This is a genomic window from Halomonas sp. ATBC28 (assembly GCF_005937175.1).
Lineage (GTDB): Bacteria > Pseudomonadota > Gammaproteobacteria > Pseudomonadales > Halomonadaceae > Vreelandella > Vreelandella titanicae.
Window position 1 is genome coordinate 156,780 of sequence record NZ_VCQL01000001.1, and the last position, 26,487, is coordinate 183,266.

Annotated in this window: 27 protein-coding genes; 13 read left to right on the top strand and 14 right to left on the bottom strand. The window is 52.9% G+C overall.

The window, feature by feature from the left end:
* Positions 1-67: 67 nt before the first annotated feature.
* The 3 genes from E0L35_RS00715 to E0L35_RS00725 all read left to right on the top strand — a co-directional run bounded on the left by E0L35_RS00715 (position 68) and on the right by E0L35_RS00725 (position 1,429).
* A complete protein-coding gene (locus E0L35_RS00715; RefSeq protein WP_082116848.1) occupies positions 68-343 on the top strand; it encodes a PAAR domain-containing protein in 276 nt (91 codons plus the stop codon).
* A gap of 188 nt (positions 344-531) precedes the next feature.
* Positions 532-993: an Hsp20/alpha crystallin family protein gene (locus tag E0L35_RS00720; protein WP_138799316.1), complete on the top strand. Its 462-nt coding sequence runs from the start codon at positions 532-534 to the stop codon at positions 991-993.
* Between the two features lie 37 nt (positions 994-1,030).
* The gene (locus E0L35_RS00725) at positions 1,031-1,429 is read left to right on the top strand and encodes an Hsp20/alpha crystallin family protein (protein ID WP_022521745.1); all 399 of its coding nucleotides are present in this window, start codon (positions 1,031-1,033) and stop codon (positions 1,427-1,429) included.
* Between the two features lie 80 nt (positions 1,430-1,509).
* Here the strand turns inward: E0L35_RS00725 and E0L35_RS00730 are convergent, their stop codons facing one another.
* From E0L35_RS00730 to E0L35_RS00740, 3 genes are all read right to left on the bottom strand, one after another.
* Complete coding sequence (locus tag E0L35_RS00730; protein ID WP_138799317.1) at positions 1,510-2,382, bottom strand: PhzF family phenazine biosynthesis protein; 873 nt, start codon at positions 2,380-2,382, stop codon at positions 1,510-1,512.
* The gene (locus E0L35_RS00735) at positions 2,369-2,581 is read right to left on the bottom strand and encodes a DUF1127 domain-containing protein (protein ID WP_138799318.1); all 213 of its coding nucleotides are present in this window, start codon (positions 2,579-2,581) and stop codon (positions 2,369-2,371) included. Before E0L35_RS00735 ends, E0L35_RS00730 begins: the two co-directional genes overlap by 14 nt.
* A gap of 149 nt (positions 2,582-2,730) precedes the next feature.
* Positions 2,731-3,846 carry an MFS transporter gene (locus E0L35_RS00740; protein ID WP_138799319.1) on the bottom strand — a complete coding sequence of 372 codons (1,116 nt, stop codon included), beginning with the start codon at positions 3,844-3,846 and terminating at the stop codon, positions 2,731-2,733.
* Positions 3,847-4,234: 388 nt separating this feature from the next.
* On the opposite strand from E0L35_RS00740, the gene E0L35_RS00745 reads away from it, so the two are divergent.
* Both E0L35_RS00745 and E0L35_RS00750 read left to right on the top strand, forming a co-directional pair.
* Entirely contained in the window at positions 4,235-5,677 is a 1,443-nt protein-coding gene (locus tag E0L35_RS00745; protein WP_022521748.1) for a PLP-dependent aminotransferase family protein, read from the top strand.
* A 68-nt stretch (positions 5,678-5,745) separates the two neighbouring features.
* A complete protein-coding gene (locus E0L35_RS00750; protein WP_138799320.1) occupies positions 5,746-6,717 on the top strand; it encodes a zinc-dependent alcohol dehydrogenase family protein in 972 nt (323 codons plus the stop codon).
* Positions 6,718-6,725: 8 nt separating this feature from the next.
* On the opposite strand, the gene E0L35_RS00755 is transcribed toward E0L35_RS00750, so the two are convergent.
* The 4 genes from E0L35_RS00755 to E0L35_RS00770 form a co-directional block, all read right to left on the bottom strand.
* A complete protein-coding gene (locus E0L35_RS00755; protein WP_022521750.1) occupies positions 6,726-7,130 on the bottom strand; it encodes a VOC family protein in 405 nt (134 codons plus the stop codon).
* 22 nt (positions 7,131-7,152) lie between these two features.
* Positions 7,153-7,755 carry a DNA-3-methyladenine glycosylase I gene (locus E0L35_RS00760; protein WP_022521751.1) on the bottom strand — a complete coding sequence of 201 codons (603 nt, stop codon included), beginning with the start codon at positions 7,753-7,755 and terminating at the stop codon, positions 7,153-7,155.
* A 14-nt stretch (positions 7,756-7,769) separates the two neighbouring features.
* On the bottom strand, positions 7,770-8,453 hold the full coding sequence (pcsA, locus tag E0L35_RS00765) for a phosphatidylcholine synthase (protein WP_349304623.1): 684 nt from the start codon (positions 8,451-8,453) through the stop codon (positions 7,770-7,772).
* A gap of 198 nt (positions 8,454-8,651) precedes the next feature.
* Positions 8,652-10,127: a PLP-dependent aminotransferase family protein gene (locus E0L35_RS00770; protein WP_138799322.1), complete on the bottom strand. Its 1,476-nt coding sequence runs from the start codon at positions 10,125-10,127 to the stop codon at positions 8,652-8,654.
* A gap of 92 nt (positions 10,128-10,219) precedes the next feature.
* Here E0L35_RS00770 and E0L35_RS00775 point away from each other — a divergent pair, with 92 nt between their 5' ends.
* Complete coding sequence (locus tag E0L35_RS00775) at positions 10,220-10,669, top strand: GNAT family N-acetyltransferase (protein ID WP_138799323.1); 450 nt, start codon at positions 10,220-10,222, stop codon at positions 10,667-10,669.
* 10 nt (positions 10,670-10,679) lie between these two features.
* Positions 10,680-11,135 carry a rhodanese-like domain-containing protein gene (locus E0L35_RS00780; RefSeq protein ID WP_022521755.1) on the top strand — a complete coding sequence of 152 codons (456 nt, stop codon included), beginning with the start codon at positions 10,680-10,682 and terminating at the stop codon, positions 11,133-11,135.
* Position 11,136: 1 nt separating this feature from the next.
* Here E0L35_RS00780 and E0L35_RS00785 read toward each other — a convergent pair whose 3' ends face one another.
* The 5 genes from E0L35_RS00785 to codB all read right to left on the bottom strand — a co-directional run bounded on the left by E0L35_RS00785 (position 11,137) and on the right by codB (position 14,831).
* Positions 11,137-11,400: a Txe/YoeB family addiction module toxin gene (locus E0L35_RS00785; protein ID WP_022521756.1), complete on the bottom strand. Its 264-nt coding sequence runs from the start codon at positions 11,398-11,400 to the stop codon at positions 11,137-11,139.
* Positions 11,393-11,647, bottom strand: coding sequence for a type II toxin-antitoxin system prevent-host-death family antitoxin (locus tag E0L35_RS00790; protein ID WP_022521757.1), 255 nt, complete (start codon positions 11,645-11,647; stop codon positions 11,393-11,395). Before E0L35_RS00790 ends, E0L35_RS00785 begins: the two co-directional genes overlap by 8 nt.
* A gap of 94 nt (positions 11,648-11,741) precedes the next feature.
* Entirely contained in the window at positions 11,742-12,218 is a 477-nt protein-coding gene (locus E0L35_RS00795; RefSeq protein WP_138799324.1) for a YbaK/EbsC family protein, read from the bottom strand.
* Between the two features lie 77 nt (positions 12,219-12,295).
* Positions 12,296-13,549: a cytosine deaminase gene (gene codA, locus E0L35_RS00800; protein WP_138799325.1), complete on the bottom strand. Its 1,254-nt coding sequence runs from the start codon at positions 13,547-13,549 to the stop codon at positions 12,296-12,298.
* 16 nt (positions 13,550-13,565) lie between these two features.
* Positions 13,566-14,831, bottom strand: coding sequence for a cytosine permease (codB, locus tag E0L35_RS00805; protein ID WP_138799326.1), 1,266 nt, complete (start codon positions 14,829-14,831; stop codon positions 13,566-13,568).
* A gap of 277 nt (positions 14,832-15,108) precedes the next feature.
* Here codB and E0L35_RS00810 point away from each other — a divergent pair, with 277 nt between their 5' ends.
* From E0L35_RS00810 to E0L35_RS00820, 3 genes are read left to right on the top strand one after another with little or no spacing between them, the layout of a single operon-like run.
* Positions 15,109-16,557 (top strand): diguanylate cyclase, encoded by a 1,449-nt coding sequence (locus tag E0L35_RS00810; RefSeq protein ID WP_138799327.1) that lies wholly within the window; start codon positions 15,109-15,111, stop codon positions 16,555-16,557.
* A gap of 4 nt (positions 16,558-16,561) precedes the next feature.
* Entirely contained in the window at positions 16,562-17,455 is an 894-nt protein-coding gene (locus E0L35_RS00815) for an amino acid ABC transporter substrate-binding protein (RefSeq protein ID WP_138799328.1), read from the top strand.
* A gap of 12 nt (positions 17,456-17,467) precedes the next feature.
* Positions 17,468-18,370, top strand: a complete 903-nt coding sequence (locus tag E0L35_RS00820; protein WP_022521764.1) for an amino acid ABC transporter substrate-binding protein — start codon at positions 17,468-17,470, stop codon at positions 18,368-18,370.
* Positions 18,371-18,408: 38 nt separating this feature from the next.
* On the opposite strand, the gene E0L35_RS00825 is transcribed toward E0L35_RS00820, so the two are convergent.
* Positions 18,409-19,032, bottom strand: coding sequence for a TetR family transcriptional regulator (locus E0L35_RS00825; RefSeq protein ID WP_022521765.1), 624 nt, complete (start codon positions 19,030-19,032; stop codon positions 18,409-18,411).
* A 324-nt stretch (positions 19,033-19,356) separates the two neighbouring features.
* Here E0L35_RS00825 and E0L35_RS00830 point away from each other — a divergent pair, with 324 nt between their 5' ends.
* The 3 genes from E0L35_RS00830 (at position 19,357) to E0L35_RS00840 (ending at position 25,500) form a co-directional block, all read left to right on the top strand.
* Positions 19,357-20,451, top strand: coding sequence for an efflux RND transporter periplasmic adaptor subunit (locus tag E0L35_RS00830; protein WP_138799329.1), 1,095 nt, complete (start codon positions 19,357-19,359; stop codon positions 20,449-20,451).
* A 1-nt stretch (position 20,452) separates the two neighbouring features.
* A complete protein-coding gene (locus tag E0L35_RS00835) occupies positions 20,453-23,500 on the top strand; it encodes an efflux RND transporter permease subunit (protein WP_138799330.1) in 3,048 nt (1,015 codons plus the stop codon).
* A gap of 296 nt (positions 23,501-23,796) precedes the next feature.
* The gene (locus tag E0L35_RS00840) at positions 23,797-25,500 is read left to right on the top strand and encodes a methyl-accepting chemotaxis protein (RefSeq protein ID WP_138799331.1); all 1,704 of its coding nucleotides are present in this window, start codon (positions 23,797-23,799) and stop codon (positions 25,498-25,500) included.
* A gap of 71 nt (positions 25,501-25,571) precedes the next feature.
* Here the strand turns inward: E0L35_RS00840 and E0L35_RS00845 are convergent, their stop codons facing one another.
* Positions 25,572-26,435 (bottom strand): ABC transporter substrate-binding protein, encoded by an 864-nt coding sequence (locus E0L35_RS00845; protein WP_138799332.1) that lies wholly within the window; start codon positions 26,433-26,435, stop codon positions 25,572-25,574.
* Positions 26,436-26,487: the final 52 nt, after the last annotated feature.

Consider the following 26,487-nt stretch of genomic DNA (forward strand, 5'->3'; position numbering starts at 1 on the left):
TTAATTAATATTAAATAATCGTCCTATTGAGATGTTTAAAACGGCATACGCTTAAAGGAGCTATATCATGAGTGGAAAGCCAGCAGCACGTATTACTGACCTTACCGCGTGCCCTATCCCAGGGCACGGTACAAACCCACTAGTCAGTGGCTCGCCTGATGTTTTTTACGATAGCTTGTCTGCCGCAAGGTTAGACGATAAATCTGCTTGCGGCAGTCCTATTACTCACGAAGTCTCGTCCACCGTATTCGTCAACGGTAAGCCAGCCGCTGTCCTGAGCAGTGTGGGTGCCCACGGTAATGAAGTCATCACCGGATCGGGGACGGTCATCATCGGTAAGTAGTGGTGTCTGCCGCCATTGATCGGAGCGCTGACGGCCGTAAAAAAAGCCTCAAAAATTGCCATACAGACCCTTGAAAATCGACTGACCGCTCCTATTTTTTACATCGTAGAGGCTGCTTCTGTGGGTTGCGTAAGAGGCTGCCTCTTATGACAATTCTCACAGTCTGCTTAACGTAGGAGGTGTTCGATATGTTCGATGATCTCAAGCGTTTTGAAACCGGCTCGCCTCGGCAGTTTGACTGGTTTAGTCAACTGTTGGACGGCTTCTTCCCCGATGGCAATGCGATGGATATTCGTGCGGTGCCGCGGGGTAGTTTCCCGATGATCAATGTGGCGCGTAGCGATGATGCCGTGCGTGTGTATGTGTTTGCTGCGGGGTTGGCACACTCTGATCTGACCATTGATATTCAAGACAATGTGCTGACGCTACGTGGCAAGCGAGACTCTGTGACGAGTGGTAATGAGGATGGCAGCTCGCGCCCGGTATTTCGCCGAGAGCGCGCCAGCGGTGAGTTTGTAAGGGCGATTGCACTCCCCGATGGCTTAGATGCCGGGCGGGCAGAGGCACGCCATGCCCATGGTGTGTTCGAGATCGTGTTGCCTAAACGCGAAGAACTCAAGCCGCGGCGTATTGATGTTCAGGCGGCGTAAATCATGTTTGTTAACCTTGCATAAGGAGGGATAAATCATGAATAACGTTGTTCGTTCATCCAACCACTCCCCGCTTTTACAGCGTGGCGAGGAGCAACCTTCTCAAGAAACCCTGCTGCCAGCGGTGGATATCATTGAAGAGTCCAATGCGCTCAAACTGGTGGCAGATATGCCTGGCGTTACTAATGAAACGCTGAAAATAGAGCTCGACAACAACGTGCTGAGTTTGGAAGGTGAGATAGCGCTAAATATGCCCGAAGGGCTGAGCGCGCTGCACGCCGAGGTTCGCGGCCAGCGTTTTGCGCGGCGTTTTAACCTCAGTCACGAAGTGGACAGTGATGCCATTACCGCCACTCTCGTCAACGGCGTATTGACGCTAACGCTGCCCAAGAAAGACAGCCACCGCACGCGCCGTATAGAAGTGCAGGCGGCTTGAGGCCTGGTCTCCGAGTACAAACTGAGCGAAAAGCCGAGTGTCCGCTAAATAGCGGGCACTCTTTTTTGTGAGGCGGTTGGCTATCGTTCCAGGTAAAACTCGCCTTTGCCCACCACTTTTGCATTACCGCCCACCGCCACAAGGCCGGGCTTGATCTCGCCATTGGCGGCGGTATGGATAACGCTGGGCCGCCCCATTTCGACACCCTGATGAATTTTGCAGTGCAAGGTGCCTGGTTGCAGTGATGCCAAATAGCCGGTTAAGGCCGCTGCAGCGCTGCCGGTAGCGGGGTCTTCGCAAATGCTGGAATGCATACAAAACATGCGGCTGTGAACTACCGTTTCTGCCCCGCCTTGTTGTTCAATCACATACAGGTAAATCTGGACGGCACTGCTAGACATAACAGCACTTGCCCAAGCCGTCGTAGAAATACGCACGCTCTCTAACGCTGCCACGTCAGTGAGTTCGATCAAATGAAAGGGGAGCCCGAAGGAGGCAATCACCGGATCACCCTTCACCTGATGGATGTCCAATCCCAGCAGCTCAACGGCAGTGGTGCGGTCAATAGTGCTGTCTGTGATCATGGCGGGTTGGGCGGTCTTAAACGTTGCCCTATCTTGTTCATAATTAACCACTAGCTCGCCGATGGGTGGCTGGAGCACAACGCCTTGCTCGCGGTTCACTAAATCCAGCTCCCTTAGCAGATGCGCAGTGCCTACCGTGGGGTGGCCTGCAAAAGGTAGTTCACGAGTAGGCGTAAAGATCCGCATCGGGTAGTGATTCGGTTCAGTGGCAGAGCTTAAAAACACCGTTTCGGCCAGGTTAAGCTCATTTGCCAGCGCCTGCATGGTACTGGCTGCCAACCCTTCAGCCTCTAGAAAAACGGCCAATGGGTTGCCGGTAAACGGCTGGTCGGTAAAGACGTCGAGTAGGTAATACTCAGCGGTTTTCATAAGGCCCCTCATCTAGTGGTGTATGCTTCCAAAACGCTTTATGTCCCTCTTTGAGCGCCTGCGTACGGTCAATGCCGATATCATCAAGTAGCCTGTCATCAAGCGCCAGTAACTGGCGGCGACTACGACGGTAGTGACGATACTGGCGCAGTTGAGATCTTAGCTGATAACGAAGCTGGGTGAGGCTGAAGCGTGGCATGGCGATTCTCCTTGAATGCGATGTGCCTCACCAGATTACTCAGCGTCACTGTTTTGATACAGATATAGGATATGTTGTTTTAAAGATACAGATTGAGTGTGTTATAGCTCTGTATGGTGGTTGGGTAGCGCATCTGTATCTTTATTAGGCTAGGGGAAGGGCGGGGGAGTCTGCAATTCCACGAACTTCGCCCACAATTTCCGGTAGCGAACTGAGGCTGCAAAGCAAGCCACACCACCTAGCAGAAGAGTGATTAAGAGGCCTACAGAAGAAGCTGCTACCCCCATCCACAATGCACCAAAGGCCGTGCCGCCTCGAAAGGTCAAGAAGTAAAACGCATTGACACGTCCTCGCATAGAATCATCTGTAGTACTCTGAATCACTTGTTGGGATTTCACCGCAGTGATTGTGATTGCATACCCCAAGGTTATGAAAAGGCCTATCGATAACCAGAAGTTATCAATTACAGATAGTAGCATTGCACAAAGAGCAATAAGCATGGAAAACGTGACGGTCAACCTAACAGCAGTCTCGATACTATGATCTCGGTTCAAAAGGTTCCATATGCCGGCCAGAACCGAGCCGAGACCAGTTGCCGCAATAAGTATACTGAACCACTCTGAGTGCATATCATATTGAAGCTCTGTTAGAGCTGGAGCCAGATCGGGAATCCCTCGTGCACCAGCAGAAGTAATGGCAATTAGCATCAGCATTGGGCCAAGAAGGGGATGAGTCATTACATATTGCAAGCCATCGACAGCTCCCTTCAACGCGCTGCCTCGTGACTGCTGGTGAGTGGCTAAGTCGGTATGTGGGATAGATTTCAGCATGAAAAAGAAGATCAAGTACCCAGCCACAGTGAACGCAACTGCAGCCGAGATACCATACAGAGATATCGTCAGCCCTGCTAACCCGGCTCCAGCAAACCGCGCGATGTTTAGGCTAAGGATATAGATATTAGCAGCTGAGCTAATGTGAGTGCGGTCTCGCAAGAGCATTGGGTACCAGGCAAGCTGAGCAGGATGGCTGATTGCCATCGATGCTCCAACGACGAAGGCGACAACAAAGAGTAATGGCATCGTCAGTATTTCGAGGTTTAGTAGTCCAATCAAGAGAGTAAGAGCCAGGGCCGGTAATAATTCGCTGGCCATAATAATACGACGTTTATTAAAGCGGTCGATGGCATCGCCAACAAGGGGCGACACGAGGAGAACCGGTAAAAATTCGGCAAATGCAACCATCCGAAACAGACCCTTTGCATCCATGATGCTGTCGATGAAAACGCATAGCCAAATGCGAACTTCCGGTATAGTTTGCTAGTAAGAGCCTTTAGACCCTCTATATCCTCAAGCTTCTTTATCATTGTAGTTCCTAACTATAAAGTTAAATCATCACACGCGGTCTTAGCTCCAAGTGCAATGCATTGCACTTGAGGGGAGCTCCTGAGTTGGTGTACAGAACCGCATAAAACTGAAGCTGGGAATGACGGCTCTTCTTGAGTTCTAAATGCCCAACCAGATTACTCAGTGCTATCATTTGAATACAGATATAGAGTTTACTGTTTTTAGGATACAGAAAGGCGTGTTATACCTCTGTATGGTCGCTGGTCAGGGCATCTGTATCGTTATCAGGCTGTATAGGGGGATGAGTGTCATGACACGCTATGAAGAGGTCGCTGGCATTTTGCGGGAGCGTATCGAGCACGGTATTTACCGTGTAGGCGATCGGCTGCCGTCTATTCGCGCGGTGTGCCAGGAGCTGGATGTTAGCATTTCGACGGCTCAGGAGGCCTACCGCCAACTAATGGACGTTGCATTGATCGAGTCTCGACCAAAATCGGGCTATTTCGTGCTGCCTAGCCGCGTGCCATCGGTGCTGCCGTCGGTCTCACGACCCGCACAGCGCCCGCTGGATATTTCCCAATGGGATCAGGTGCTGGAGCTTGTCGCCACTCAGCGTGATGACGTTCGGCTGCTTTTGGGGCGCGGCATACCGAATTTTGATTATGAGACGCTGCGACCGCTGTCGAAGATACTCGCTGGACTTCATCGTAGTAACGACCTGCATGGGTTCAACTACGACAAGTTGAACGGTAGCCCTGAGCTTCGCCAACAGGTGGCACGGCTGGCCATCGCCTCCGGCTGCCTGCTGCACCCGGATGACATCATGGTGACCACCGGCTGTCAGGAGGCGCTGGCCATCGCGCTGCGCACCCTTACCCAGCCCGGCGATGTGGTGGCCGTGGACTCACCCAGCTTTTACGGCACCATGCAGATACTCAAGGCCAACGGCTTAAAAGCGCTGGAGATACCCACCGACCCACAAACCGGCATCAGTCTGGAAGCCCTGGAGCTAGCGTTAGAGCAGTGGCCAATCCGCGCGATACAGGTCACGCCCACTTACAACAACCCGCTGGGTTACACCATGCCTGAAGCACGCAAGCGGGCGCTGTTTCAGCTTGCTCAACGCTTCGATGTAGCCATTATCGAAGACGATATCTACGGCGACTTGTCATTTAGTCTGCCAAGACCGCGCACCGTGAAATCCTTCGATGACGACGGGCGCGTAATGCTGTGCAGTGGCTTTTCTAAAACCGTGGGGCCTGGGTTACGGGTGGGCTGGCTGGCGCCAGGGCGCTACCGTGATCAGGCACTGCATATGAAGTATGTCTCCACCGGTGCTTCAGCCACGCTGCCGCAGCTGGCAGTGGCGGAATTCGTCGCCAAAGGGCACTACGAGCGCCACGTCCGTTACGCCACCCGCCAATATCAGCGTCAGCGCGATATCATGATCAGTTGGATTCAGCGCTACTTCCCCAAGGGCGCGGGTATTAGCTACCCCCAAGGCAGTTTTTTGCTATGGGTAGAGCTACCCGCCGCGGTGGACTGTGTGAAGCTCAATCAGCGCTTAGCGCAGCATGCTATCCATGTAGCGCCGGGATCGCTGTTTTCAGCTTCGGGCAAGTTTCGTCAATGCCTACGCCTGAACTATGCGTTCACGTTAACACCCAGCATCGAAAACGCCGTGCGCACCGTGGGTGAGCTAGCCACCGAAATGGTGGAGGAAGCTCAGACGCATGCGACAAGCGTTATCTAAGTTCACGTCTAAACCGCAACCTTGAGCATTTATCTTTATCCATATTAGGCCATGGAAATTCATCCGCTATGTTCGAGGTACCCATGCGTCGTCATGCTCTAACCTATCGCGCGTTCGGAAGGCCGCTTGAAACATTGAACGTGGAAACCGCGGAAGTTCCACGTTTGGTTGAGGGCAAGCTCAGGGTGAGAATGTTATGTGCTCCAGTTAACCCGTCTGATCTGATACCCATCAGCGGTGCTTACTCGCACCGTATAACGCTTCCCGCGGTCGCCGGCTACGAAGGAGTGGGGCGCGTTATTGAGGCACCTAGACAGTATGCCTCTCTGATCGGAAAGCGAGTGCTCCCATTACGAGGCGAGGGCACTTGGCAGACGATTCTAGATTGTGATGCTGCACTCGCAGTACCTGTCCCCGATACCATTTCTGACGCCGTTGCCGCACGGGCCTACATTAATCCCTTGGCTGCCCTGACCATGCTTGAGACTTGGCCTGTCGAGGGAAAACGTGTTCTTCTCAGTGGAGCGGGTTCCAATTGCGCTGACTATCTTGGGGCGTGGGCATATCAGCACGGCGCCAGGGAGGTTATCGGCATATACCGCTCCGAGAGTAGAGTTGTCCGGCTGGAAAAGCTCGGTATTAAACCGGTATCGATTCAGGATATGTCCCTGACCTCGCGTGTGGCCCGTAAGTCTGACGTGGTGTTCGACGCTTTAGGGGGGCCAGTTGCGGCAAATATATTGCAACTCATGGCACCGGAAACGACATTTATCGCCTACGGGTTATTGACGGGACAGGCGATTCAAGTGGATTCGAAACCCAGGGCTCTCTATAGGAAGTTTCATTTGCGCGACCCTTTGTCCAGGATGTCCGCGGAAGCTTGGCAGCAAAAATTCTTGGCCATCTGGGGGCTTTTAGATCAGTCAGCGATGCCAGGTTATCAAGTGTTTCCAGGTCAGGATTGGCGGCAAGCTGTCGAGAGGGCGCTTTGCCCGAGTGGCCAGAAAGTGCTTCTGGACTTGTCCACTCTTGGGCAATGAAAGCTGCTTTATGTCAGATCCATAAACGGATTGTAGGCGACTTCCCAGTAATGACCTTCTGGGTCGCGAAAGTAACCGGAATAACCACCCCAGAACACCTCTTCCCCAGGCTTGATAAGCTCTGCGCCGGCGGCAACCGCTTGTTCAAGCACTTGGTCAACGGCCGCTTGGCTGGCGACATTATGAGCCAACGTTATACCGCTGAAACCGCTCGGTGCATCATCAGCAATGCCGATATCTCTGGACAGCGCTTCGCGTGGGAAAAGTGATAGCCAGGCCCCTTCCATTTTGAAAAAGGCGACTTCCTCGCTGTCCGTTTCATGCTCCGGCAGGCCCAGACCTTCACGATAAAAACGGATGGCGCGTTGCAGGTCATGTACACCAAGGGTGATCAGACTGATTTTCGGCTTCATGATGTGCTCCTAATAGATAGCTTTAGCCGGGTCGCTGAAACTGCTGCCGCGACTGCTCTACGCGTTCGCGTGTAATGCAGTTTAGCGAGTGGTCGTTGAGCAGCCCCATTGCCTGCATAAAGGCAAAAGCGGTGGTGGGGCCGAAGAATTTCCAACCGCGCTTTTTCAGTTCTTTCGCCATTGCTACGGATTCGGGCGAGGTGGTCTGAGTCTGTGGTGTCGCTAATTCGGTCGGCTCATAGCGCCAGAAAAAAGCGGCCAAAGAGCCTTCTTGCTCAACCATTTCCTTTGCACGTTGGGCGTTGTTGATGGTCGCTTCGATTTTTCCGCGGTGGCGAATAATGCCTGCATCTTGGAGTAAACGCTGCACATCATCTTCATTAAAGCTGGCGACTTGATGGAAGTCGAAGCGGTGAAAAGCGGCGCGAAAGTTGTCGCGTTTATTAAGAATCGTGCGCCAGCTTAAGCCCGATTGAAAGCTCTCTAAGCAGAGCTTCTCGAATAGCCGCTGATCATCGTCTACCGGGAAGCCCCACTCATTATCGTGATAGGGCAGAAACTCTGCCGCGCCGCCACACCACTTGCAGCGGGGATGCCCATCGGGGGCGATAAAATCGTTGTCCATCAACTGCTCACCTATTAATTGAACCACTCTTGGGCAGTACGCCACAGGCATATGCCGATGAAATAAATCGATGTAACCCCCCACCCCCATAATGCCCAGGCGGCGTGCTCGGGGCTGGAGAGTACTAACGATGTTATACATGCGCACCATACGAGTGTGACGGTGATATTGAGCGGCATGAACTGGCGCACCCGAAAGGGGTGGAGGAATTTCATATTAGTCACGGTGAGGATGGCCAGAAAGGTGATAGCGGCAAAGGTGATAAAAGGCGGGAAATCGAGAATATAGAAATAAGCAGCGGCGATATTCCAGGCGGCAGGAAAGCCAACGAAGTAATTATCCTGGCTTTTCATATCAACATTGCAGAAACAGAACATCGATGAAAGCAGAATAATGAATACTGAGAGCAGTGCAAAATTGGGCGGCAACTCAATAAAGTAGTAGATGAAAAGGGCAGGGATAAAGGCCCAGGTCAGGTAATCAATCACCATATCGAGTGTTGAACCATCGAAATGGGGCAGTATGGCCTTCACTTCATACTTGCGGGCCAGGGTGCCATCGATTCCATCGATCATCATCGCGGCACCTAACCAGAGCAGGCAGGCGACTGGATTATTGTCGACCAGAGCGAGCAGCGCCATAGTGCCGAGTAGCACACCGCTGGCGGTAAATATGTGCACGCTCCATGCCTTCCATATCGAGGTGCGGGATTCTGTGTGCGAAGAGAGTAATTGAACCACATTAACCCCATTGGGAACGTGGGTCCCCTTTAAATTGAATTTATAAATAAGCCTGTAAAGAAAGATACACTACTACAAGAATGCTTCCAGAGAATATGTCGGAAGCCTATTCTGTGATGACGTGATTGATACTGGACTTCACACGCTATGCATTCACTAATGGTGTAAGCGCCGCCATGCCTCACTTAACCACTCACCTGCGTTCATTAGTTCGCTTTCAGTCGAGCCCGCATAGCCGAGCACTAACCCTGGGCGCTTGTTCTCGGAAAGGTAATAGCGTGAAAGTGGAGAAAGCGTGATGCCCGCTTCACTGGCGTGTTTAACAAGCATCCCCTCTTCCTCAATAGTATCGAGTTCAGCTAAAAGATGCATACCCGCATGGCCGTCAGAAAGCCGAAGCCCAGCGGCCACTGCAGGCATTAATGCCGTGCGTAAACACGCTTGTCGCTGACGATAGGCCGCCCGCATACGGGCGATGTGGCGAGTAAAATGCCCGCTGGTAATGAATTCAGCAAGCGCTGATTGCACGGGATAGTTACCTTCACGGTGCAGTCGGGCATGGGCACGTCTGAAGTCATGGGCAAGTGTATCAGGCAGCACCAAATAGCCTAAGCGTAAGCCGGGATAGAGCACTTTACTAAAGGTACCTACATAAATAACCGATGCCTGTTCGGCAAGACCCTGTAGAGAGGGCGTCGGCGGCGTGTCGTAACGAAATTCGCTGTCGTAATCGTCTTCAATGATCCAACTACCAGCGCGAGAAGCATGCTCAAGTAACGCCAGTCGCCTGGGGACTGGCATGGTAACGCCGCTGGGATATTGGTGGGAGGGTGTCACGTAAATTAGCCGAGGTGCTGGCGCATTCTCAGGGGCAAGTGACGGGTTTAACCCTTCTTTATCGACGGGGATGGGAGTTACCGTTAATCCCGACGCCAGAAAACAGGCTTGGGCGCCACCGTAACCCGGCTCCTCCATCCAAACCGAATCCCCATGATCGGTGAGTAGTTGGGTAATCAGTTCAAACGCCTGCTGGGCGCCTTGGGTAATCACAATCTGTTCTGGTTGGCAGCGCACCGCGCGGGAGAGTCTTAGATAGTCACAAAGAGCCGCTTTGAGTACAGGTAGACCACCGCTGGTTTGATAATCCATCCATGCCATTTCCGCGTGATAATAGTGACGCCGTAAAAGGCGCTGCCACTGCTCGCGGGGAAACAGGTCGAGCGCCGGGACGCCTGGGGCAAAGGCGCGATGGTCGTGGCTCAACGTTCCGCTTAGTGTTAATAGCTTGTTACCCCGGCTTGAGTAGCGGACAGGCAAAGGTGGTGGAAGCTCGGCTCTGGTTAACAGCGCGGGGAGGTTCGCCACATAGAGCCCTGCTCCTTGACGGGCAATCAGTAACCCTTCCGCCAGTAGCCGATCCATGGTGGCCAGCACCGTATTACGGCTAATACCCAAAGCGCGAGCCAAGTAGCGGGAAGAGGGAAGCGCATCGCCAGCCGTCAGCTCACCGTGTTGAATCCACTCCTTAAGCGAGCAGTAAAGCTGCTGAACAAGTGTGGCTGCTTCATTCGCAGTTAGCCTTAGCGCTAGCGCCTCCGCAATCCAGTCGCTGGCAGCGTCACGTCTTTTCACTGGTTCCCTCAATTTAGCGATAAGTGGCTCTTTATCATAGACCACTATGACGGCAAGCTGTGTTGAATCACCACTCAAAGGGAGCAGTCGTTATGGTTAATGTTCGTTCGGCGGTACTCAATGACTTAGAGCCTCTTAGCGCATTACTTGATGGCTATCGTCAGTTTTATAAGCAACCGAGTGATATTCAGGCGGCGCGTGATTTTTTAGATCAGCGCATGGGGCTAGGGGATTCATTCATTCTGGTTAGCGAGAACAGCGAAGGCATGCTCACGGGGTTTGTGCAGCTTTACCCAGGTGTTTCCACGGTGGGCTTAAATGCCCGCTGGACGCTAAATGATCTCTTCGTGTTGCCGGAGTGTCGCGATAGAGGCACCGGAAGGGCATTGATGGAAGCCGCCACCCAGCTTGCCCATGATCACGGCGTCGCACGATTGATATTAATGACGCAGGTAGAGAACGAACGCGCCCAACACCTTTATGAATCATTGGGCTGGCAGCGTAATACGGCGTTTTACGGTTATTTGTTGGATATCAAATAAGGGGCAAACGATGACTAACGAGCATCAGTCTGCGGTGCTGGCGTTTCCGCCTGCTAAACCCGCCACAATGGCCGCCGCGATGTACGATAAGCTCTGCTATCACACGGATGCCTGGGATGTGGCGCAGGACTTGGCCAATGGTATTGCAGGTATTGTGGTGATCGATACCCGCAGCTTTGAACACTACTGCGCCGGGCATATTCCAGGGGCAATAAGCTTGCCGCATAAGGAGATGACGCCGGAACGCTTAGCTGGGCTGGATAATACCCTTGTTTACATCACTTACTGCGACGGTATTGGCTGTAACGGCTCAACTAAAGGCGCCTGGAAACTAGCGAGCGCAGGGCTGCAGGTAAAAGAATTGCTCGGAGGGTTGGATTTTTGGCGTCGTGATCAACACCTCATCGAAACAGGTGAACAACAGGGAAGTTTAATAAATGCAGAGCCTGTGGCATGTGGGTGTTAGCTTAGTAATGGTAGCGACAGGCAATGATAGTGAGAGTGGATTCATCGACGGCATAAATCAGACGATGCGAGTCGTCGATGCGTCGTGACCAGAAGCCAGAGAGGTTTTCCCTTAGGGGCTCAGGTTTTCCAATGCCCTCAAAGGGAGAACGCTGCGTATCTAAGATAAGTTTATTGATGCGCTTTAAGGTCTTTTTATCCTGCCCCTGCCAATAGAGGTAGTCGCTCCAAGCTTCGTTAGTCCAACATAGTAAGCGGTTACTCATCCATTAGCTCTCTTGGTTGAGCTTGCCCTGCACGGTATTGAGCAATGGACTTGTTTAAGTGCTCTGCGTTAGCAGGTGAGCGCATCAAGTAAACGGTTTCCATAAGGCTGTTATAGTAGTCAAGTGACATGACCACTGCATCTTCTGCGTCGCGGCGGGTGATAATCGTGGTATCGGCATCATTGACCACACCGTCCAGTACGCCTTTTAGACCATTACGCGCTTCGGTAAACGATATAACACGCATATTTTATATCCTGTACAGTGAGTGGTACAAGTATAGCGCTCTACTTCAATATGTACAGTATTAAAGACATCTTGAGTAGTGAGATGCTTGTGGGTTACTCCACCTTCTCCGGCAGCTTGCACACATCCACCCACTTGGCATTGACCAGCTCGGCCAATCGCTTGGGGCTTAGGCGTACGGCGCTAGTGGGCGAACCAGCGGCGGGCAGCACTTCGTCATAGGCGTGGAGCGATTCATCGCAGTAAACCGGCAGGTCGGTGGCGAGGCCAAAGGGACAAACGCCGCCAACCGGGTGGCTGGTGAGTTCCATCACCGTCTCGGCGTCAAGCATTTTGGCCTTGCCGCCGAAGGTATCGCGAATTTTGCGGTTGTCGATACGCGCATCGCCACTGGCCACAATGAGTAGCGGTTTGTCACCGACTTTGAACGCTAGGGTTTTGGCAATTTGACCTGATGCTACGCCATGGGCATCAGCGGCAAGTTGTACCGTGGCAGTACTGGTTTCAAGCTCTTCGATGTTTACATCCGGCGCGTGCTCGGCAAAAAACTGGCGAACGGTTTCGATGCCCATCTTGGATTTCCTCGGTCATTAACATTCGTCGGTAACATTAGACGGTTCAATGACTAATCTAACGTGCCTTTGGTAGATTAGCCAAGCCACTGGGGCGTGGTGATTTTGGCAGGCTCGCTCTGCATGATGATCTCGCCGTGACGTACGGAAAGCAGCACTTCGCCTTGAGTGCGCAGCACACTGTAGTCATCCTCGCCCTCCAACAGGTTGAAGCTGGCGGGTTTACCGACCGCGATACCATAACGCTCTTCAATATTGAGCGTGCGGGCGCTGTTATCGGTAATTAGTGAAAGCGCCTGGCTGAAGTCCTGATAGCCCATCATTTGGCAGATATGCAGGCCAAAATCCAGCGTTCGCAACAGCTTGCCATTCCCCAAGGAGTACCAGGGATCGAAGATGGAGTCCTCGGCAAAACAGACGTTAATGCCCGCTGCGTTGAGCTCCTTCACACGTGTCACGCCACGCCGCTTGGGGTAAGTGTCAAAGCGCCCCTGCAGGTGAATACTTTCGGTGGGGCAGGAGACAAAGTTAATACCCGAGCGTTTTAGCAGCAGAAACAGCTTGGAGCAGTAAGCGTTGTCGTAGGAGTGCATTGCTGTGGTGTGGCTAGCGGTCACGCGGCTGCCCAAGTCATTAAACAGTGCCTCGCAGGCCAATACTTCGAGAAAGCGCGAGTTGGGGTCGTCAATCTCGTCACAGTGCACATCCACCAGGCGGTCGTACTTGATCGCCAATTCGATCACTCGCTTCATGGAGGCCACGCCCAGCTCACGGGTGTATTCGAAGTGGGGGATGCCGCCCACCACATCGGCGCCGATCTCTAGTGCCTCCTCCATCAGCCGATCGCCGCCTGGGTAAGAGAGCAGGCCATCTTGAGGGAAGGCGACTACCTGAATATCAATTTTATCTTTTAACTCGTCGCGCAAGGCGCACAGGGTTTTAAGCCCAATCAGGCTAGGGTCGCTGGTGTCGGCGTGGGTGCGCACAAACTGAACGCCGTTGCCGATTAGCAGGTTTAGGGTTTTAAGCGCGCGCTCGCGAATATCCGCTTCGGTGAGCATAGGCTTACGCTCGCCCCAGCGCTCAATGCCTTCAAACAGCGTGCCGCTCTGGTTCCAGCTTGGTTCACCGGCGGTGAGGGCGGCGTCCAGATGAATGTGTGGCTCAATAAAAGGCGCACAAACGAGCTTAGCGCCCGCATCGATCTGCCCTTCGCTCGCTGTTTGTGGTGCGTCTTGCACGGTAATTGACGTGAATGTGCCGTTCTCAATCTCAAGTCGGTAAAGCTCAGGGCGCTGGCGTAGGCGGGCGTTGATAATTTGCATGCTCATATAAAAAACTGCTCGCTTATTGTTTGGCAGTGGATGGAAGGCTATCACCCAGCGTAGCGTGATTTAGGCGCAGCAGCACGGCGTAGCTTCCTGCTGCCACTACAACACCTATCAGTGGTGGCAGTAACGGGGAAAAGTAAGCGGCTCCGGCGCCCAGCGCATACGCAGCTAACCCTCGGCGGTTGAAGTCGGGTAGTTGTGCTTTATCCAATGTGGGGTAGCGGCCTTTATGCTTGAGCCAAAAGTCCGCCATGATCACCCCGCCCATGGGCGGTATAAAGGTGCCGAGTAACACCAGAAATGGGATGAGTAGGTTATACATGCCGCCTACCGCCAGCACCGTGCCAATCGCCGCGCCGCCCACAGTGACCAGGCGGCGCTTTTCGGTGCGCAGCAAATTACAGCCCGCCACGGCGAAGTTGTAGATAGTGTTGTCCTGGGTTGTCCAGATATTCAGGAACAGCATCAGCACGGCGATGGTGACAAAGCCCTGAGCGATCAATACATCCACGATATCCGCCTGCTGGTAAATCATGGTGCCAAGAGCGCCGGTCAGAACCATTAAGCCGTTACCGACAAAAAAGGCCGCCAGGGTCGCGATCACGGCAATTTTCGGCGTTTTGGCGAAGCGGCTCCAGTTAGTCGCTTGAGTGCCGCCGCTAATAAAGGTACCGATAATCACAGTAATCGCCGCTGCTACGCTCATGCTTTCCGTGGGCGTCTGCTGGCTCAGTCCCGCAAAGCCGCGCACATCCACCAGGCCGGTAAACAGGCTGATGACGATAAACAGCATCATGGCGGGGACGGCAAAGCGCGATAGCCAGTCCATACCTCTATAGCCAATCATGGCGGTCACGCAGAAACCAAACCCAAATAGCACCATTAAGGGGATTTTCAGCCATTCAGGCATCCCGGTGGTGCGTACTAACACTAGGGCAATCGTGGCGGTGCCCCAGGCGTACCAACCGATCTGGGTAAAACCGAGAATAAAGTCGGAAAGTTTGCTGCCTTTTTCGCCGAAGCAGAAGCGCCCCATCAGCACCGAATTGAGCCCGCTTTTACAAGCAATATAGGCGAGGGCTGCTGCATACATCCCCAGCAGCAAGTTGCCAATCACGATGATCCATAGCAGTTGGCCAATCGGAAAGGCTTGGCCTAACGTGCCGCCCGCCCACATGGTGGCGGTGAAAAACGTAAATCCAAGCAGTACTGCCGAGGTAGAAAGCAGGCCCTTGCGGGCACTGGTAGGGACTTCACTGAGTGGATAGTCAGAATGATGCATCACGCTCTCCTAATATAAATCAGCGAACCTGTTAGCTATTTATAAAGCAAGAGATATGCCAAAAGAGTAGGTCAGTAAGAATGATTACGCTTGTCATTTTTTTTAAGACATGCCTACTCATTTTAATGATACTTTAGTAAATAAAACCTAATTGTTTGTGTACGTTTGCCGAATAAAATAGTGGTCAAAAAAGCTTGTTTGTTAAAGCGATGGTCGCTTATTGCGATTACGCCCAGATACGCCCGTTGCAGCTATAACCTTGAAGGAACCGGAGTAGATGCCAGAATCCCAGCATAGGAGTGCTTCACTGCCTGCAGCTAGACTTCCTTGGCATCATACCCTGGTGGGTAAGGTGGTGATTTTTATGCTGATGGGCGTGCTGTTTGCGTATGTAACGGGGGCGCTGTCGGGTTTTTTTATGGTTGAACGTGGGGCTCGGGAGCAGTGGTTGCGCGAAGCGCAGGTGAATGCCCAGATAGTAAGCGCGACTATTAGGCGTATTTATACGTCCGTGGCGGTTAAGACCGATGGCACGGGTCAAGTCACGCGTATCATTTCCCAGCGCCCGATTGGTGATGAAGAGTCGGTTCTAGAAACTGGGTTTAGCCCGATTGATGTATTGGCGTTGGCAAGTGCACAAACACGTAACAATGTGTGGCTGTTCGCGAAGTCATCAGAGGGGGCTCTCACCGTAGTGGCAGATGCGCTTAATACACCATCAGACTCGCCTGCCAACTTGACGGTAGATACATGGCAAACAAAAGCGGATGCCGCTGATTTTTATGTTGGATTTGCCAGCATTGGCGGTGAAGAGCACTTCATTAGTTCGCTGCCCATTGTTACCCCTGATGGTCAACTGTTAGGCGTTCTAGTAGCCACCATAGGCCAGCAAGAAGGGCTGTATCAGATGCGTAATGATCTGATCAGCAAAGCGTTTATAGCACTACTGGTGGTATTGGTCGCGACAGCCCTGCTAGTCACTATTTTGATGCGTCAGTTATTTACACCCGTGCCAGTATTAATTAAGTCGCTCACCGAAATCGCTAAAAACCAGACCGCTGACAGCACGCCTTATACCGACCGTAACGATGAAATTGGCCGGATGGCAAAGGCCATAGATGCGCTTCGTAAGAAAGTCATTGAGCGTGAACACTTACTTGAAGTTAAAGACGAAGCTCTCCGCTTTCAGCATCTTGCTCATCATGATGAGCTGACCAAATTGCCCAACCGTGTGCAATTAAATAATGCTTTAAAAACCGCTGTGCACTCACTGCTTCAAGGCGACGTATTTAATGTCATGCTATTTGATCTTGACCATTTTAAAGCAGTTAACGATAGTCTGGGGCACGCGGCGGGTGATGCTTTGCTCGTTGAAGTTAGTCAGCGGGTGCAGGGGCTGCTGACCGACGATGATTTGGTGGCGCGCCTTGGTGGCGATGAGTTTGCCATCATTCAACGCGTTGTGCGTAGTGCCACCAATGAGGCAAAAGTACTGGCAGAAGCAATTGTGTCTGTTCTACGTGAACCGTATCAGTTTCATAACCAGGAAATTAACATTGGAGTGAGTGTTGGCATTGCAACCGCACCCGCTGATGGCCGCAATAGCCACGATCTGCTACGTCACGCAGATCTGGCGCTCTATGCGGCCAAGGCGAAAGGGCGCGACCGCTATATGCTCTATGCCGCAGGGATGACAATGGATTCCGGGATCATCGAACAAAGGTAAGCCTATGAGGTGGCTAGTAGCGTTATTAATGACCAGTGCGATGTGGCAAGGTGCCGCTGCTGGTGAGGAGATCGACTCCTCGCCGACATTGTCGCGTATTGCGTCTGCTGGTGAGATTACTATCGGCCATCGTACCAGCGAAGCCCCCTTCTCCTACCTGGTTAACGACCAGCCAACAGGCTATGCGATCGACCTGTGCCTAAACGTCATCGAAGGTCTGGAGGAAACATTGGGCTTAGGTGATCTCAAGGTAAATTATGTGCCGGTAACGCCTGCAAATCGGTTCATATTAGTACGTAATGGTGAAGTGGATATCGAGTGTGGAGTGACCACCAATACCCCTGAACGTCGCCGTCAGGCCGCTTTTTCATACCCTCATTTTCTGACCGCAACGCGCTATGTATCCCTCGCCGAGCAGCATATGGACAGTTTGCAGGATTTGGCGGGCCGCAGCGTGGTATCAACAACGGGCACTATCAATATTGCCCAGCTCAACGAACTCAATCGCACCGAGGGGCTAGCAATATCGGTAATGCTAAGCCGTAATCATGAAGAAGCCTTTGATATGGTGGCTTCAGGACAGGCTTCCGCGTTTGTGATGGATGAGGTTTTGTTAGCAGGTTTGGTTTCGTCTGCCGTTGACCCTGCCGCTTTTCATATTTCTCAAGCAACACTGAGTAGTGCCGAGCCCTATGGCTTAATGATGCCGCCTGATGATCCTGTTTTTGTTGAGCTGGTCAATAAGGAACTGCGTAACATTTATCAGAGTGAAACTATTCACACTCTTTATGAAAAATGGTTTTTGCAGCCGCTCCCTCCCGATAACCGAGTATTGAACTTGCCGCTAGCGCCAGCGCTTGCCGCTATTTTCGCCAATCCTGAGCAGTACATAGAGTAGAGGAGGTGTGTTATGCGCCGAAGTTTATTGCTTGGGTGGTGTAGTTTGCTGGTAATGATGTCTGGTGGAGAGGCAGCACATGCAACGACACCTATCGATTCGCTTGAACGCATAGAAGCAACCGGCGTGTTAAGGGTTGGCTATGGTGATACAGCGCCATTCTCTTATTTAGATAATCAGGGTAACGTCGTCGGTTACTCTATCGATATTTGCCAACGTTTAGCGAAACAGCTGCAAGTGCAATTAGACCTGCCTTCTCTTGAAATAGCCTATGTGTATCGTACGCCCAGTAACCGGGTGCAACTGCTCAATAGCGGCGATATCGATATTGAGTGTAATGCCAGTACTAATACACAACAGCGGCGGCAGAGCGCGCAGTTTGCGCTTAGCCATTTCTTTGTCTCGGTGCGTTATGTGGCCCTGAAGGAAAATGGCTTTACCACCTTGGAGGACTTGGCCGGGCGTAGCGTGAGCGTGGCGCGTGGCACCGTCAATGTCAGCCAGATCAATCAGGTAAATCGAGAACGCCAGCTGAATTTATCGGTGGTGCCCGTAGGTACATTGCAGGAAGCGTTTGATTTAGTTGCTGATGGGCGCGTAGCGGCTTTTGCGATGGATGATATATTACTAAGCACAATGATTGCTGAGTCCGATCACCCTGACGCGTACGCGCTTTCCGAAGAAGCCATTACGTCGATAGAGCCTCTCGGTTTTTTAATGCAATTGGGCGACGATGCCTTTGCCGCAGAGGTAAATAAGGCCCTCGAACATATTTATACCAGTCCGGAAATGCCGTTGCTGTACGAACGGTGGTTTCAGCAACCTCTCCCTGGCAAAGACATTACGCTTAATGTACCAATGAGTGCCGTCTTGGCTGAGCACTTTGCCGCCCCTCGCGAGATAAATGCAGATTAAGTGCATTAGATAAATATAGATTAAGATTTAGCGCAGGTTCATACGGTCTGAGTGTTAAATAAACCACGCATTAACGTTTCCACGATACCGCTGCTCTCATCCGCCAGAGAATGCTGCTGGGGATCCTGCAGCCAGTCGAAACAGACGCCAATCAAAAAGCCATGAAATTGGCGCCGGGCGCTGGCTGGGGTTAAGTCAGCGCGTAAAGTGCCAGCGATTTGGGCCTGTTCAAACAATTGCTCTACTCGCGCCTCTGCGTGCTCAGAGAGTCGAGTGATCATGCAAATCCGCGGGTGCTCCTCTTCCAGTTTCTCGCAGCGGTGCAACACGATGGTGGCTGCTCTCTGCAGTGGCAGGTCGTGGGAAATGGCTGCCAGCGAGCGTAGAGCAATGTCGCGTAAGCAGTCTGCCGGTGCTGAGCCTAGGTGTTCCACCACCTCATCGACAATTTCATCCAGAGGGACACGCACGCGTTCCAAGAGTGCATCGAACAATGCAGCTTTGTCTTCAAAGTGCCAATAAATGGCCCCTCGTGTCACGCCTGCTGCCTGGGCGATGTGCGCCAAGGTGGTACGCGAAACGCCTTGGGCTAAAAAGGTGGTCTCTGCCGCGTCCAGAATGATTTCTCGGGTACGTTCGGCGTCGGCCTTACGACGGGACATAGCGGCTCCTATTAATAAAATTAAGAAACCTCTGATTAACTATTGCGCTCGACCATACGGCGTTAAAAATCGCCTCAAAATGCTCATTTACAACCCGTAAACTCCGCTTTTTCGTTGATTTTTGCCTTGTCTGGCCTTCGCTCATTACGTTAATCAGAGGCTCCTTAGCGGTATTTTGGCAGTGATGGATAGCAAAGTCGCGGGTGGGTGATTATTATACACCTCACTGACATTCATGAATGTCAGTGAGGTGACTATATTATTCAACATGTATCCTGAATGCAGGTTTGAAAATCATCACTGACCGCCATCAAGGAGCTACTCGTGCCCGTTACTCTTCTCCGTTCACTGCCCATCATACTGGCTCTGCTTGTGCTAACGGGCTGTGAGCAACCCCAGGCGCAGTCGACTGATGCCACACGACCGGTAAAATTGATGACACTGCAGTCGGCAAATGCTACGGCCTTACGGCAGTTTCCCGCGCGGGTGGAAGCCTCTACGCGCAGCAATTTGTCATTTCGTATGGCCGGGGAATTATTGGAGCTCAATGTGAGCCCCGGCCAACAGGTGAGCGAAGGCGAGGTGATTGCGCGCATTGATGATCGCAATGTGCAAAGCGAGCTGGACAGCGCCCGCTCGCGCTTGGAGCTCGCCGAGGCAACGCTAGAACGCATGCGCTACACCCTGCAGCGTGGGGCAGTCAGCCAATCCCAGTTTGATCAGTCGGAAAGCGAGTGGCGGGCCGCCCGGGCCACCTTCGAACAGGCCCAAGAGCAGGTCGAGCATACAAAGCTACGCGCCCCTTACGATGGTGTGATTGCCCAGGTGCCAGTGGATAACCGCCAGATAGTCCAAGTTCAAGAAACGGTCGCGGTGATCCAGCAGCCAGGGCAGCTAGACGTGGTGTTTCATCTGCCCGAGCAGATCGTGCAGCGCATACCGCGAAATAATGGAACGCCCTTCGGTGATGCGTTGGCGTTTGAAGTGCGCTTTGGTAATAGCGATAAACCCTATCTTGCCCAGCTAGCCTCTTACACCACCCAAGCCAGCGCACAGAGTTTGGCTTATGAAGTCACCCTAACGCTGCCCCAGCCGGACGATATCACCCTGTTAGACGGTATGAGTGCCAATGTGCGGCTCGATTTGAGTTCGCTGCAAACCGAAAATAGCGCCCCGCTGTGGCTACTGCCCACTGATGCGGTGAGCTATGCCGGTGATGATCCCGACCAGGCTCAGGTATGGCGCTTCGTCGAGCCAGAAAACGTTGAAGCGGTGCCGGTGGAGGTCGGTCGGTTAACCTCAAACGGCCTGGAAGTTAGCGGAAAGTTGGCAGCGGGCGATCGCGTTGTGGCGGCCGGAGCCCACCGTTTAACCGAGGACTCCAGGGTGACCCCGTGGGAAAAAGAGCAGGGGCTTTAACATGGTCGACTACTTTCTACGCCACCGGGCGACCAGCTATTTAATGACTGTGGTGCTGCTGGCGGGTGGCGCGCTGTCGTTTTTGGGCATGGGCCAGTTGGAGTTCCCCGAATTTACCATTCGCAATGCGCTGATCACCACGCAGTACCCTGGTGCGACGCCTGAAGAGGTAGAGCAGGAAGTCACTTCGACACTCGAAGAGTCAATTCAGGAGATGTCATCGATCAAACGGGTTAGCTCGGTGAGTTCTGATGGCCTATCGCAGATCACCGTTGAACTCGAAAGTACGGTGCAGAACGAGGAGTTGGAGCAATTATGGGATTCGCTGCGCCGTAAAGTACAGGATGCCCAGGCCGCGCTTCCGCCGGGTGTGAGTCAATCTCGCGTAAATGACGACTTTGGCGATGTATTTGGTTTCATGGTCAACCTGACGGGCGATGGCTATAGCATGCCGGATCTGGCTGACCATGCTGATTTTCTCAAGCGCGAGCTCGCTTTGGTGAAGGGCGTCGCGAAGGTGTCGCTAAGCGGTGAGCACGAAGAGCGCATCTATATCGAAGTTGATCGCGAACGCCTGCGCGCACTGAATATTCCGTTAACACGATTACAGCAACTGCTTGAGACCCAAAATGCAGTGGCAGACTCAGGGCATCTTAAACAGGATGGCCGCCGTTTTCGTATCACCCCCACGGGCAGTGCGGCAGATATTGAAGCTCTGCGCGCCCTGATTGTCAGTGAGGGCGACGGTGAACTGGTGCGGCTGAGCGATATTGCCGATGTGAGCCGCGAGCTGGCGGAGCAGCCCCAGCAGCTTTACCGCGATATGGGCAGGCCGGCGATCTCGTTGGGCGTCTCCTTTGAAAGCGGAGTGAATGTTGTCGAGGTGGGAGAACGGCTACAGCAGCGTCTGGATGAACTGCAAACCCGCACACCACTGGGTATGGAGCTGAATGTCGTTTATAACCAGCCCCAGGTGGTCGATGACGCAGTATCCGGTTTCCTGGTCAGCTTGATCCAGGCGGTGGCTATCGTGATCGTGGTGCTGATGCTGTTTATGGGTTGGCGCAGTGGTCTGTTAATGGGCTTTATCCTGCTAATCACCATTATTGGCACCTTTATGTTGATGCGCTTTCACGGTTTGCAGCTGGAAAAAATCTCGCTGGGTGCGTTAATTATCGCCCTGGGAATGCTGGTAGATAACGCCATTGTGGTCACCGAAGGCATGCTGGTGGGGTTAAAGCGCGGCAGCACGATTCGTGATTCGGCGCATCAAGTGGTTCGCCAAAACGCCTGGCCCTTGCTGGCCGCAACGCTGATCGCGATTGCAGCCTTTGCGCCCATCGGTTTATCGCCAGACACCACCGGTGAGTTTATCGGCTCGTTATTTTTCGTGCTGCTCTACTCGCTACTGCTGAGCTGGATCACGGCGCTGACGTTAACGCCGTTCTACTTCAAGCTGTTTTTCCGCAATGTTGCCCCCGGCGATGGACAGGAAGACCCCTATAAAGGCGTGGTTTATCGTTTTGTAGGCCGCGTCATTATCACCGGTATTCGTTGGCGCTGGTTAACCTTGACGCTGATGGTGGCGATATTGGCCGGCGCGGTGGTCGGCTTTGGTTCGGTTAAAAATGCCTTCTTTCCGGCCTCTAATACGCCGATCTTTTTTGTCGATTATCGCACGCCGGAAGGTACCGATATTCTCGAAACCCAACGCCGCGTTAGCGAGCTTGAAAAGAGCGTGATGGAGATGGACGGCGTTCGCCACCTGACCACCACCGTGGGCGGTGGAGCGCAGCGCTTTACCCTCACTTATTCACCGGAAGACCGCTATGCAAGCTATGCGCAGTTGATTGTCGAAACCGACGATAAAGCGACTCAACACGACCGCATGGCTGACGTAGAGCAAGTGTTGGAGCGGGATCATAGCGATATTGACTACAAAATCGCCCCGTTGGAGGTCGGTCCTGCGCCCAAAGCCAAGCTAGAGGCGCGTTTCTACGGCAGCGACCCAGCGGTACTTCGCCAGTTGGGCGATCAGGTTGAGGCCATGTTCATCGATACACCGAATATGACCAGCGTGCGCACCAGTTGGCGTAACCGCGTGCAGGCGATTGAGCCCGTTTTTCTTGAAGATACTGCACGTAGGCTGGGTGTGACCCGTGAAGACCTGGCCAGCACCCTGGTGCTAAGTACCAGTGGCAGCCAAGTGGGCATTTACCGCGACGGCAGCGACCTGATTCCGATAGTGGCGCAGGCAATCCCCGCACAGCGTCACGATGTGGATAACCTAGGCTCACTTAACGTCTGGAGCGCAGAGCAAAACCGCTATATCTCCGCCGATCAAGTAATCGGCGATACCACCACACAGGTGGCGGATCCACTGATTATGCGCCGCAATCGCGAACGCATGCTGGCGGTGTATGGTGAGCCGGATCCGCTAAGCGGGGTGACCGCAGCCAGCGTATTGGCCGACATTCGCCCAAGGGTGGAGGCCTTGGATCTACCGGCAGGTTACCGGTTGGAGTGGGGTGGTGAGTTTGAGACCGCTGGCGAAGCGCAGAGTGGGTTATTTTCCTCACTGCCGCTGGGCATAGTGATGATGTTTATTCTCACTGTGGTGCTGTTCAATAACTTCCGCCAGCCGTTGGCTATCTGGTCGCTGGTACCGCTGACGATTATTGGCGTAGTGGGCGCGTTGTTGGTTACCGGGTTACCCTTCTCGTTTATGGCGCTGCTGGGTACGCTGAGCTTGATCGGCATGGTAATCAAAAATGCCATCGTGTTGGTAGAGGAGGTCAACGTGCAACTGCCGTTGCATCAAGACCGCTACCACGCTGTGGTGCGAGCTGCGGTCAGCCGCGTGCGTCCGGTCGCCATGGCCGCGCTGACCACCATGTTGGGCATGATCCCGCTAATTAGCGATGCCTTTTTCGCCAGCATGGCGGTCGCGCTGATCGGTGGCTTGGGTGTCGCCACGCTATTAACCTTAATCGTACTGCCGGTAGTTTACTGCGTGCTCTACCGGATTCGCATACATCCTGATCAATAACTCGAGCAGACTCCTTTCATCTTAGCCGTGGCCTTGACCAATCCACGGCTAAGATAGCCTCTGCAACGATATTCAATGCGCCTACCACTTCGCTCACTGCTGTTTGCAAATCGTTTCTATTTTCATTTGTGAAAATAATTTTCAAACTAGACTAAAGTCTATGCTGCCCAGGCCGATAGCAGTACCTCGTAAAAGATATTGGTCGATTTAAGTTAATCTAAAGCCGCTGGAAGTGCTCTAGCTAAATTATATAAATTGCCAAAAGCTAATGGATCTGGCCTGGAGGCATTCCGCATATGAATCGTGTACTTAGTAATCTATCCGTCAAACTGGGTTTAACCCTTGTTTTGGCCATCTTTTCATTATTAATAATAACCATTGCTTTTCTAGGCTATCAGGCAGGCGAAGAGGGCAGTACTTCGTTAAAAGAGCTTGATCTATCAGGTGATCGCACTTTAGCGCTTAGCCGCAGTCAACGATCCATAGCCTACGCTCAGCTTTTCTACGTTAGTAGCTTCGATGCGTTTGAGAAAGGTGATGCCAGTTCATTCCGTGACTACCTGGCTCGGGCCCAAGATGCTCAGCGAGTTGCGCAAGATTACTTTACAGAGTTTGAAGCCACCAAGCCTGAGTCGGCACTTTCTGATACCGTGACTGCCACCTATAAGAGCTTGATCCAACGGGGGATTATCCCCTTAGAGGAGGCATTGAATACGGGTAACAGCAGTCAGTTTAATACCGCAAGGGAAATGGTGAGTGACTTAAATCAGCAGTTAATTGAGGCTGTTAGTGCTTACAATGATCATCGGGCTGAACGAAACAAGTCGATGATTGCCGATTATGAGAGCGGCATGCAGTTTCTTACTTATATTGATATCGCTGTACTTTTGATTGCCGCGTTAATCGTTCTGTTTGTTCGCATCGCGATGGTGGGCTCTATTGTAAAACCACTAAACGAAGCAGTGGAGCATTTTGAGCGTATTGCCCAAAATGATCTCTCTGGTAAAGTAGATGACCGTGGTAGCAATGAGATCGGCAAGCTGTTTAGTGCTATGCAGCATATGCAAAGTAATTTGGTTAAAACCGTTTCTGAGGTACGCGATAGCAGCGGCTCGATTCATATCGGGGCGCGTGAGATTGCCAGTGGTAACTCGGATCTATCCTCGCGTACCGAGCAGCAGGCGTCTTCCCTGCAGGAAACCGCCGCCAGCATGGAGCAGTTAACCTCTACCGTTAAACAGAATGCCGATAATGCCCGCCAGGCCAGCCAGTTGGCGAGCGATGCCTCAAGCACTGCAAGCAATGGTGGTGAAGTGGTTGAGCAAGTAATTACCACCATGCACGGTATTTCTAGCAGCTCGCAAAAAGTGGCGGATATTATTACCGTTATCGACTCTATCGCCTTTCAAACCAATATCTTGGCACTCAATGCTTCTGTGGAAGCAGCGCGGGCAGGCGAACAGGGTCGTGGTTTTGCCGTGGTGGCTAGTGAAGTGCGTAACCTGGCCAGCCGCAGTGCCGATGCCGCCAAAGAGATCAAAGCACTGATTGAGGCGTCATCCACCCAGGTGAAAGAGGGCTCAGCATTAGTCGAAAGCGCCGGTGCGACGATGCGGGATGTGGTCTCCTCTGTGCGCCGGGTGACCGATATTATGGATGAAATCTCCGCGGCTTCTCAGGAGCAGAGTTCGGGCATTGAGCAGGTCAACCAAGCGGTTGCCCAAATGGATGAAGTAACCCAGCAGAACGCGGCCCTGGTTCAACAGGCGTCGTCAGCGGCCAGCTCGTTGGAAGAACAGGCGGCGCGGCTTGAAAGCGTTGTCTCGGCTTTTCGTTTAACTGAGGGGGAGAGTCGTACGCAACACGCCCCGCTTACCTCGCCCCAGCACACGCCACAACACTCATCTCAACAGACACCAGCGCTGATGCGGCCAGCGACGCGTAGCCAAACCAGTAGCAAAACCGCGGCTAGCGCTGAAGATGATTGGGAAGCTTTTTAAGCCAGCGTTTCTCGCCGCTTAGGCTGCGTTCCCCCCTCCGCCATTGCTGTAAGAGGGGGGGGAGTGAGCGCTTAGTTACCTGACGAGTTTAGTGCTACTGCAACTTCTTCAACCTGTAGCGCCAGACTCTGCAGGCCGCCGCCGGAGAGGTACCACAGCGCGGGCGTTAGCATAATGACCCGCGCTTTCTCAGCTCCCGCATCTAAGAGCGTTTGCGCTAAGGCATCCGCGTCGGCGGGTTCATCGCCAATCGCGGCGCTGCGATCAATCACCAGTACGACCTGCGGATCAATTTCGCTAATCGCCTCAGGAGAAAGCGGGGTAAAGGTACGGGTACCGCGGGTTTCAGAAGTGACACTTTCGGGCATCGCTAATGCTGCAATGCCCAGTACGTCGTGAACGACCGGGTGCTGATTCAGCATCAGATTGCCGCCGTTGTGGGTTACCACCAGCGTGCGAGGAGCGTTGCTTAGCGCTTCGCGCTGGGTCTCAATCTCGGCATGCAGTGTACCAAGCGCCTCTTCGGCTTTGCTTTCCACTGCTAAACGACTCGCTAGTTCGCGTACATTGGCGTCAAAAGTAGCCAGGTAGTCGTCACCCTGTAGGCTGGTGTTGAGCAGCGGGGCGATTTCGCCAAGCCCCTCTTCCCACTCACCCTGGCGGCCAGTGTAAAGAATCAGGCTAGGCTCGCTTTCGCCAAGGGCATCCATATTCGGTGAGCGCAGGCCGCCAATATCGGTGACGTCATCGGCTGCATACTGCTCAAGATAGCCAGGCAGGCTGGCTTTCGGTACACCCACTACCTGCTCGTTTAAACCTAGTGCATCCAGCGTATCCAGGCTGCCTAAGTCGAAGGTGGCGATTCGCTGGTCGGCGCTCGCGGTGGCGCTGGCAGTTGCTAAAAGTATAGCGGTGGTAGTGGTAGCGAACTTCATTGGGTTTCCTTTTGTGAGAAAGAATTTTATATGCGATATTTTCTCATGTTCT

Coding starts and splice junctions, on each gene's coding strand:
- E0L35_RS00715 (WP_082116848.1), top strand. CDS start 68: ATGAGTGGAAAGCCAGCAGCACGTATTACTGACCTTACCGCGTGCCCT.
- E0L35_RS00720 (WP_138799316.1), top strand. CDS start 532: ATGTTCGATGATCTCAAGCGTTTTGAAACCGGCTCGCCTCGGCAGTTT.
- E0L35_RS00725 (WP_022521745.1), top strand. CDS start 1,031: ATGAATAACGTTGTTCGTTCATCCAACCACTCCCCGCTTTTACAGCGT.
- E0L35_RS00730 (WP_138799317.1), bottom strand. CDS start 2,382: ATGAAAACCGCTGAGTATTACCTACTCGACGTCTTTACCGACCAGCCG.
- E0L35_RS00735 (WP_138799318.1), bottom strand. CDS start 2,581: ATGCCACGCTTCAGCCTCACCCAGCTTCGTTATCAGCTAAGATCTCAA.
- E0L35_RS00740 (WP_138799319.1), bottom strand. CDS start 3,846: ATGGATGCAAAGGGTCTGTTTCGGATGGTTGCATTTGCCGAATTTTTA.
- E0L35_RS00745 (WP_022521748.1), top strand. CDS start 4,235: ATGACACGCTATGAAGAGGTCGCTGGCATTTTGCGGGAGCGTATCGAG.
- E0L35_RS00750 (WP_138799320.1), top strand. CDS start 5,746: ATGTTCGAGGTACCCATGCGTCGTCATGCTCTAACCTATCGCGCGTTC.
- E0L35_RS00755 (WP_022521750.1), bottom strand. CDS start 7,130: ATGAAGCCGAAAATCAGTCTGATCACCCTTGGTGTACATGACCTGCAA.
- E0L35_RS00760 (WP_022521751.1), bottom strand. CDS start 7,755: ATGGACAACGATTTTATCGCCCCCGATGGGCATCCCCGCTGCAAGTGG.
- E0L35_RS00775 (WP_138799323.1), top strand. CDS start 10,220: ATGGTTAATGTTCGTTCGGCGGTACTCAATGACTTAGAGCCTCTTAGC.
- E0L35_RS00780 (WP_022521755.1), top strand. CDS start 10,680: ATGACTAACGAGCATCAGTCTGCGGTGCTGGCGTTTCCGCCTGCTAAA.
- E0L35_RS00785 (WP_022521756.1), bottom strand. CDS start 11,400: ATGAGTAACCGCTTACTATGTTGGACTAACGAAGCTTGGAGCGACTAC.
- E0L35_RS00790 (WP_022521757.1), bottom strand. CDS start 11,647: ATGCGTGTTATATCGTTTACCGAAGCGCGTAATGGTCTAAAAGGCGTA.
- E0L35_RS00795 (WP_138799324.1), bottom strand. CDS start 12,218: ATGGGCATCGAAACCGTTCGCCAGTTTTTTGCCGAGCACGCGCCGGAT.
- codA (WP_138799325.1), bottom strand. CDS start 13,549: ATGAGCATGCAAATTATCAACGCCCGCCTACGCCAGCGCCCTGAGCTT.
- codB (WP_138799326.1), bottom strand. CDS start 14,831: ATGCATCATTCTGACTATCCACTCAGTGAAGTCCCTACCAGTGCCCGC.
- E0L35_RS00810 (WP_138799327.1), top strand. CDS start 15,109: ATGCCAGAATCCCAGCATAGGAGTGCTTCACTGCCTGCAGCTAGACTT.
- E0L35_RS00815 (WP_138799328.1), top strand. CDS start 16,562: ATGAGGTGGCTAGTAGCGTTATTAATGACCAGTGCGATGTGGCAAGGT.
- E0L35_RS00820 (WP_022521764.1), top strand. CDS start 17,468: ATGCGCCGAAGTTTATTGCTTGGGTGGTGTAGTTTGCTGGTAATGATG.
- E0L35_RS00825 (WP_022521765.1), bottom strand. CDS start 19,032: ATGTCCCGTCGTAAGGCCGACGCCGAACGTACCCGAGAAATCATTCTG.
- E0L35_RS00835 (WP_138799330.1), top strand. CDS start 20,453: ATGGTCGACTACTTTCTACGCCACCGGGCGACCAGCTATTTAATGACT.
- E0L35_RS00840 (WP_138799331.1), top strand. CDS start 23,797: ATGAATCGTGTACTTAGTAATCTATCCGTCAAACTGGGTTTAACCCTT.
- E0L35_RS00845 (WP_138799332.1), bottom strand. CDS start 26,435: ATGAAGTTCGCTACCACTACCACCGCTATACTTTTAGCAACTGCCAGC.